The following is a 7,628-nucleotide window of genomic DNA, read 5'->3' on the forward strand; positions in this document are numbered from 1 at the left end:
GTTCGCTTGAGTCCTTTCTCCAGTCTGGCAACCAGCTCCGGATAGTCCTTGAGCGCCTCTTGCAGGATTTTGGGCACGGGCGGGTGTTGCGGCTCGGTGACCACAGGCGGATGCTGCGGCGTGGCTTTCTTTTTGAAGAAATTGAGCATGGTGGCTTACCTGGACTTTGATGGTGGCGATGTGTATGTTCGCACGGCTTGGAAAATGAGAATCTTCGCTTTTAGGGAAAGACGCACTGCGGATATACACTCGCTTTGCCATGCTCCACCAAAGGGGCAGCGGCTGGTCGTTCAAGAAACCAAATCCATCATCGAGGGAGCACCATGCTGCTGAGCAACACCGAATACATTCCAGGCCACACCATCCACAAGCACCTGGGCCTGGTGCAGGGCAGTACCGTGCGCGCCAAGCATGCCGGACGCGACTTGATGGCGGGGCTGAAAAACATCGTCGGCGGTGAACTCAAGGGCTACACCGAGCTGCTGAACGAATCGCGCCAGGAGGCCATCACCCGCATGCAGGAGCAGGCCCGCAGCGTGGGGGCCAATGCCGTCATTAACGTGCGGTTTTCTACCTCGAACATCGCCGCCGGGGCCTCTGAGTTGCTGGCCTATGGCACGGCGGTGCAGTTGGCCAAGAACGCCTCGGCATCGGATGCATCCCGCTGATGCCGGTGTAGAGAGCCAGCGCCATGCCATACATTGACCTGATCATCAATCTGGGCTTGCCGGTTGCGCTGGCCCTGGTGGGCCTGTTCGTCGGCTCCATGCTGGAGCGACGCCATTACCAATCCATCCGCGAGCGCGAAGCGCAGTTGCGCCACATTCTGGTGTTCAACGAAAAGCGCACGTCGCCCGCCATGGCGGGGCGGGACTTCCATCTGGTGCAAGGCTCGGTGGTGATCTCCAGCGACTACTTCAAGACCATGGCAGCGGGCCTGAAAAGCCTGTTTGGCGGTCGCCTGACCAGCTACGAAACGCTGATGGATCGCGGCCGACGTGAGGCCATCTTGCGCATGAAAGAGCAGGCGCAGACGCTGGGGGCCACGGCCATTTTTGCCGTGCGGCTGGAAACTGCCAGCCTGCAAGAGCAATCGGGCCGCGCTGGTGTGGGCTGCGCAGAATTTCTGGCCTATGGCACCGCCTGGTCGCCCGGTGATGCGGCGCGCATGCGTTAACGCCACTGCAATCTATCGTCGCGCCAGCCAACATATCCGCCGCTGATGCAAGGCTACGACAACCCGCCGGTGCGCGACGACGTCAATGTCGGGCCGCACTCGGCAGTGGGTGAATTTGCCAAACTCAGCCTGGCGCTGGTGCTCGGCATCGTGATGCTGGTGGTCACATTGGTGCTGGCTTTTCGCTGGCTGGCCCCATGGATCCCGTTTCGCTACGAGCAACAACTGGCCGACCCGATTGCCGCGCAACTGACATCGGACGATGCCCCTGCGGCCCAGCAACAATACCTTCAGATGCTGGCCGGGCAATTGGCCGCGCACATGGACTTTCCTGCCGACATGCGCGTGCAAGTGCACTGGAGCGAGCAGGACATCCCCAACGCCTTCGCCACGCTGGGCGGCCATGTCACCATCTATCGCGGCCTGGTGGACAAGCTGCACAGCGAAAACGGCCTGGCCATGGTGCTGGCGCACGAGTTGGCGCACGTGCGCCACCGCGATCCGCTGGTGGCTGTGGGCAGCGGGACTTTGGTGGGGCTGACGCTGGGCACCTTGCTGGGCAGTGGCTCGGAAAGCATCGTCGGCCAATCGGCGGCGGCACTTACGCACCTGAACTTCTCACGCGAGCAAGAGCGCGTCGCCGACGCCGCAGCATTGCAGGCGCTGACTGCGCACTACGGCCATACGCTGGGGGCCAGCGAATTCTTTGCCGCCATGCAGCATGAAGCGGCGCAGGACGCTGATGCCACCAATGTTCATGTGCCCGAATGGCTCAAAAGCCATCCCGACACCCAGCAGCGCATTGCCGACATTCAGGCGACCAGTGCGCAGGCACCGCCCGGTGCCGCGCTGACGCCGCTGCCAGAGGTGATGCAGGGCAAGCCAGAGGATGCCAAGTAAACGGGATGCTTCGAGGACATCACAGAAGGCTTTGAAACGGCGTATGAAGCAGCCCATCCCGATCTGCATCCCACACCCATCACGCTGAGACGTTGAACACGCTCTCAAAACTGTGATCGGCGTACCTCGCGGTCAGCGGCCACCACCAGCAGGCCATCAAAAATCAGGCTCTCCACCAAATCGTAGTCGCGCCCCATGGAGGGCAGCATTTTCCAGCCTGCGCCGCCGGTCATCAGGCACAGCGGCTCGCGACCACCGCAGCGCGCTTTCAGGTGTTGGGCCATGCGTTCGCACGCCCCGGCGATGGCGAAGGTGCCGCCTGAAGTCAAACCGTCGCTGGTGTTGGTGGGAAAGTCTTTCACGTCGCCGGTGGGCACGTGCAACCCGGCGGTGCCGGATTCGAGCGAGCGCAGCATGATGCCGTGGCCGGGCAGAATCAGCCCGCCGAGAAAGCGCCCCTGGTCATCGATGGCTTCGACCGTGACGGCGGTGCCCACCATGACCAGGATGATGGGCCGCATGGGGCCGCGTTGCAGCATGTGGTGGCGCGCGCCGATCATGGCCACCCAGCGGTCAGCGCCCAGGCGGCTGGGATGGTCGTAGCCGTTGATCAAGCCTGCCTCGGCTTCAGAAGCTACCACCCAGCGTGGCTCTACGTTCCACAGCTCCATCTGCTCTTGCACGCGGTGCTTGACGGCTTGGCCCGCCACAATGCAGCCCAGCATGTGGGTGGGTTCAGGCAGCTTCAGCCAGTCGGCCTCGGCCAGACGCTCGATCTGCTCCAGAAATTCAGCGCCATGCCCGAGTACTTGGGCGCCGGGTTCGGGGTGGTCGTACAGTGTCCATTTCAGTCGTGTATTGCCGACATCAAGTGCCAAGAAGGTCATGAAGCCGCAATATAAGCGCATTTGCTTCATCATGCCGCCACATTGGCGAGCTGAAATGTCGAGTTGAAGCGGGTAAAGTGATAGCCCCTTTCTTTCTCACCCACACAAGGAGCATGTTCATGGGATTGTTCAGTTTCATCAAAGACGCTGGTGAAAAACTGTTTGGCCACAAAGAGGTCGAACAAGCTGCCGCCAGCAATGCGCCCAACCTGGCCGAGCTGAACCAGAAGGCTGGTGATGCCATCAAGGTGTTCGTGGAGCAGCAAAATCTGGGCCTGTCGGGCCTGGTCGTCAGCTTTGACGGGGCCAGTGGCAAAGTCACCCTGGTGGGCTTGGCCCCGGATCAGGAATCGGCCGAAAAAGCTGGCCTGGCCGCAGGCAACGTGGCCAGCGTAGCCAGCGTGGACAACAACCTGCAATACCCCGCAGGCACCGCCTCGCAGTTCCACGACGTGGCCAAGGGCGATACGCTGAGCGCCATCGCCAAGAAGTACTACGGTGACGCCAACAAGTACCCGGTGATCTTCGAGGCCAACAAGCCCATGCTGAGCCACCCGGACAAGATTTACCCGGGGCAGAAGCTGCGCATTCCGGCGGCCTGATTCAAGCGCGCGTCAAAGGTCGGCGTCCAGCTCGTCGACCTGATCTTGCACCTCGTCGCTGCGATCGGCCCGGCGCTGAGCCAGTGGCTCCATCAATTGGCGGGCGTTGTTGACAAACGCATCCACCGATTCGGCTGGAGCCTGACGCCACGACGGCGGGTACAACTCGCTCATGTAGAGGGTGTTGTTCAGGCGTTTGGTTTGCTGCCAGTTGAGCGCCATGGGCACTGCCACGGCGGCAGCGGCCAACACGCCCACGGCCATGCCCAGCCGACGCGGCGCAACCCGGGTGGCCAGGCGCAAATGCGCCCAAATGGCCACAGCGGCGACGCCCGCGAACAGCACAGCGTCAAAGCGCGCCAGCATGGGCCATGAAAAGGCAAAAGCAGCCACGCTAGCCGATTGCTGCAAGACATCCACGGCCAAAAGCCCAGCGACTGCCACACCAAGATGGCGGCCAAACCAGGCGTGTCCCGACAGCAGCTTGCCCAGCAAAGCCCAGCCGCCACACCACAGCAGCAAGACCGCCAGCACGCCCATCAATGCCGTGGGCAGTTCGCGCAGCCATTCGCCGGGTCGATCAATGCCCAGCCACACCTGAAACGCCGTTACCCCCAACAGGGCGAGCGTCCCGGCTGCCAGCACCAACCAACCGCTGGCACTGCGGCGGTGCCAGAGCTGCTCTGCGGGCAGCTCCGCGCTGGCGTGGCGCAATTCCAGCCCCACCGGGCCCAGCTGGATGGGCGAGGCAGCGCGCCAGGCGAACCGGCTGCCCGCCGGGTAATGGCGGCCCGCATGCCGCGCACCATTGCGCGTGTCCAGCACATCGACCCAGACCGTGCCGTTGTCGTCAACACTGATGCGCAAGTGGTGTGCGGCCACGCAGGGGTCGGTCAGCACCACGTCGGCATCCACGGCGCGGCCAATGGTCATGGGCCATTCAAGGATGGGCACAGCCGCAGGTTGCCGGTGTCCGCGCGTGCTTATTTCCAGTACGGCAGGCGCAGCAGCCATGGATGTGGGCATGCTGTCAGCAGTGGCCGCGTTCATGGTTTGCCCTCCCACGCAAAGCCGCGCATGTAATGGGCGATCAGCCGCTCGGCGTTATCAAACGTCAGTCCGCTGGCGTTCAGCCGACTGAGTACGCCCGACTTGGGCTGTTGCACGGTGGCCATCAGCAATGAAACGTTGTACAGCCCTTCCAGCTTGCGGTAGGCCGACAGGCACAGCACGGCGCGCTGGGTCAGGCCCTGAGTGTCCACAAACGACTCTTTGCACTCCACCGCCGTCAGGTGACGGTTGCCGCGGGTGCGAAAGGATTCGTTCTGGAAACTCTGGCCGTAGATTTGCGCAAACTGCAAGGCTTGCAGGCGCCGACCGTCGTAGGCTTCGTAACGCACGCTCAAGTCGCCAATGTCTCCCAGGCCCGCATAAACACCGCTGTCCAGCGTGCAGTCGCTGCGCTCAAAATCGAACAGTGAGTTGGAGTCACGCCCTCGTCCATCGCCCCAGCAACGTGCCAGGGCTTCGTCGGGCACCGGCACGCTGTAACTTCCATAGCGTTCATGACGTGCTGGCGCAGCAATATAGCGATCTACCAGCACCTCCTGGTGGTTTTTGAGCTGGCGCGTGAGTTCGGCATAGGCTGGTTGCGTGATGGGCTGGGCGCTGTGTGCCTGTTCGATCAGTTGGGCGACAAATTGGACGGGCACCAGAAAGCTCACCATTTCGGCGTCGACCCGTTTGGACACGTTCACGCCCACCACTTGCCCGGCGGCATCCAGCGCCGGGCCGCCGCTCATGCCGGGATTGAGTGCACCACCGAAAAAAATGCGCGGGTAAAAGCTGCGCTGCACCAGTCCGTTGTAAATGCCTTCGGTGACGGCAAAGCCCACGTCCAGTGGGTTGCCCAGCGAGTAAATGCGCTCGCCGCGCGTCATCGGTTGCGTGGCTGGGCGCAACGCCAGGGCGGCGTGCGCGCCTGCGGTGCCTGCGGGGCGCAATACGGCCAGGTCGTGCTGCACATCAAAGGCCAGCAACTCCACCGGGGTTTCCGCCCCGTCCATCGACACCACCACGCCCCGGTGCCGCTCAGGCTCCAGCGCCAGATCGGCGGCAACGTGAAAGTTGGTCACGATCAGGCCGCCGCTGGATACATAAAAACCCGACCCCGTGCTGCTTTGTGTGCTGGTCTTGCGTCGCAGCGTGCGCACCTGCACCAGCTTGTCGCGTGCCACGCGATAGGCTTGCTGGGCGTCGGCGGAAGGGGCTTTGCTTTCATCGTCGCTGCGCCCCGTGGCAGCGCCTTGATGCAGGGCTGAATCAGCGGGAGCCGCAACGGTGGGGGCGGGTTTGGCCGCTTGTGTTTGTGCATGTGCCCAATGGGCATTCAGGCCAAGCCACAGTGCGAGCAGTGCGGCAAAGCCAGTGGTAAGTGGTTTTGGGATGTTCAAGTCGAGTACAGCCTTGGCGAATACCCGGTTATTACCGAGCGTACGCAAACGTAAAATGTGCAGTTTAGGCGGAATTGCCCACCCAGCGTGCACCCCGAATTGTCCTCCGGCTGGCCCAAGCACCCGCGTTGACTCGTCCCACCTGAAGGAAAAACCCCATGAGTTCCGCCCCACCCCCGCTGCACGACCGCGACGGCAAAATCTGGTTCGATGGCCAGTTGGTCGATTGGCGCGATGCCCAAATCCACGTGCTGTCGCACACGCTGCACTATGGCTGCGGCGCGTTTGAAGGCGTGCGCGCTTACGACACGCAAGCAGGCACGGCCATCTTTCGCCTGCAAGAGCACACCCAGCGCTTGCTCAACAGCGCCAAGATTTTGCGCATGAAGGTGCCGTTCTCGCTGGAGCAATTGAACGAGGCACAAAAAGAAGTGGTGCGCGCCAACCAGCTCAAAAGCTGCTACCTGCGCCCGCTGGTGTGGATTGGCTCGGAAAAGCTGGGCGTCAACCCCAAGGGCAACACCATTCACGTCATGGTGGCGGCCTGGGCCTGGGGTGCCTATTTGGGCGAAGAGGGCATGAAAAGAGGCATTCGCATCAAGACCAGCAGCTACACGCGCCACCACGTCAACATCACCATGACGCAGGCCAAGGCTGTCAGCAACTACAGCAACTCGATCTTGGCCAACATGGAAGCCATTGACGACGGTTATGACGAGGCCCTGCTGCTCGATTCAGCCGGGTTCGTCAGCGAAGGCGCGGGCGAAAACGTGTTTTTGGTCAAAGATGGCGTGATCTACACGCCGGATTTGTCGGCGGGCGCGCTCAATGGCATCACGCGCAACACGGTGCTGCACATTTGCGAAGATTTTGGCATCAAGCTGGTGCAAAAGCGCATCACGCGCGACGAGTGCTACATTGCCGATGAGATGTTTTTTACCGGCACTGCCGCCGAGGTGACGCCCATCCGCGAACTGGATCGCGTGCAGATTGGCGCAGGCCAGCGCGGCCCGGTGACCGAGAAGATTCAGAGCGCTTTCTTTGACATCGTGAACGGACGCAATCCCAAATACGCCCAGTGGCTGACCAAAGTCTGAAGCACAAGGAACCGATTCATGAAAACAACCCCTGTCGAACTCACCGCCAGCGACCTCAACGACTACGGTGGCGTGTTCTGCCCCAACCCCAAGGCCGATATGAAGCTTTGGAATTCCCACCCCAGGGTCTACCTGGACGTGGCCCACACTGGCGAGGCACACTGCCCGTATTGCAGCACCGTTTACCGTCTGAAAGCGGGCGAAAAACTGCCCGCCGCTGCCGGGCACTGAACAAGCCGCAAAGCGGTGGCCTATGTGCTGCTGGGCGGTGTAGGTGTTGCGCCCGGCAGCCTGCCCCCGCCAGGCAGGGCCGCACGCCACATTGATTCCGGCGCGGCTGATAACTGCTGGTACACCAGCACCACAAACCACAGGCTGAGGCCAATCTGTGCATCGCGCAGGGCCGAGTTGCTCATCACCGCCACCAGCTCTGTCAGCAGGGCGATAACGCCCAAGCGCCCGCTGACACTGCGCTGCCGCCAGGCAGCAGGCAGTCCGGCCGCGATCAACCA

The 7,628-nt window shown here is 62.2% G+C and carries 9 protein-coding genes and 1 pseudogene; 6 read left to right on the forward strand and 4 right to left on the reverse strand.

Annotated elements, in window-relative coordinates; genetic code table 11:
* The first annotated feature begins 323 nt into the window (after window positions 1-323).
* Genes ACK5NW_RS01740 through ACK5NW_RS01750 form a run of 3 tightly spaced genes read left to right on the forward strand, consistent with a single transcriptional unit; the run spans window position 324 to window position 2,077 of the window.
* Window positions 324-668 carry a YbjQ family protein gene (locus tag ACK5NW_RS01740; protein WP_416924529.1) on the forward strand — a complete coding sequence of 115 codons (345 nt, stop codon included), beginning with the start codon at window positions 324-326 and terminating at the stop codon, window positions 666-668.
* A 23-nt stretch (window positions 669-691) separates the two neighbouring features.
* On the forward strand, window positions 692-1,177 hold the full coding sequence (locus ACK5NW_RS01745; protein WP_416924530.1) for a YbjQ family protein: 486 nt from the start codon (window positions 692-694) through the stop codon (window positions 1,175-1,177).
* Window positions 1,178-1,222: 45 nt separating this feature from the next.
* A complete protein-coding gene (locus ACK5NW_RS01750) occupies window positions 1,223-2,077 on the forward strand; it encodes a M48 family metallopeptidase (protein ID WP_416924531.1) in 855 nt (284 codons plus the stop codon).
* A gap of 104 nt (window positions 2,078-2,181) precedes the next feature.
* Here ACK5NW_RS01750 and ACK5NW_RS01755 read toward each other — a convergent pair whose 3' ends face one another.
* On the reverse strand, window positions 2,182-2,964 hold the full coding sequence (locus ACK5NW_RS01755) for a type III pantothenate kinase (protein ID WP_416924532.1): 783 nt from the start codon (window positions 2,962-2,964) through the stop codon (window positions 2,182-2,184).
* 119 nt (window positions 2,965-3,083) lie between these two features.
* Here ACK5NW_RS01755 and lysM point away from each other — a divergent pair, with 119 nt between their 5' ends.
* Complete coding sequence (lysM, locus tag ACK5NW_RS01760; RefSeq protein WP_416924533.1) at window positions 3,084-3,566, forward strand: peptidoglycan-binding protein LysM; 483 nt, start codon at window positions 3,084-3,086, stop codon at window positions 3,564-3,566.
* A gap of 12 nt (window positions 3,567-3,578) precedes the next feature.
* Here lysM and ACK5NW_RS01765 read toward each other — a convergent pair whose 3' ends face one another.
* Window positions 3,579-4,616 (reverse strand): FHA domain-containing protein, encoded by a 1,038-nt coding sequence (locus ACK5NW_RS01765; protein WP_416924534.1) that lies wholly within the window; start codon window positions 4,614-4,616, stop codon window positions 3,579-3,581.
* Window positions 4,613-6,019, reverse strand: coding sequence for a S1 family peptidase (locus tag ACK5NW_RS01770; RefSeq protein WP_416924535.1), 1,407 nt, complete (start codon window positions 6,017-6,019; stop codon window positions 4,613-4,615). Before ACK5NW_RS01770 ends, ACK5NW_RS01765 begins: the two co-directional genes overlap by 4 nt.
* Window positions 6,020-6,177: 158 nt before the next feature.
* On the opposite strand from ACK5NW_RS01770, the gene ACK5NW_RS01775 reads away from it, so the two are divergent.
* Both ACK5NW_RS01775 and ACK5NW_RS01780 read left to right on the forward strand, forming a co-directional pair.
* Window positions 6,178-7,116, forward strand: coding sequence for a branched-chain amino acid transaminase (locus ACK5NW_RS01775; protein ID WP_416924536.1), 939 nt, complete (start codon window positions 6,178-6,180; stop codon window positions 7,114-7,116).
* Window positions 7,117-7,134: 18 nt separating this feature from the next.
* Entirely contained in the window at window positions 7,135-7,347 is a 213-nt protein-coding gene (locus tag ACK5NW_RS01780; RefSeq protein ID WP_416924537.1) for a zinc-finger domain-containing protein, read from the forward strand.
* A gap of 20 nt (window positions 7,348-7,367) precedes the next feature.
* On the opposite strand, the pseudogene ACK5NW_RS01785 reads toward ACK5NW_RS01780, so the two are convergent.
* Window positions 7,368-7,628: pseudogene (locus tag ACK5NW_RS01785) on the reverse strand (hypothetical protein); the annotation flags it as partial.

The sequence above is a fragment of the Ottowia sp. genome (genome assembly GCF_047975795.1).
Lineage (GTDB): Bacteria > Pseudomonadota > Gammaproteobacteria > Burkholderiales > Burkholderiaceae_C > Ottowia.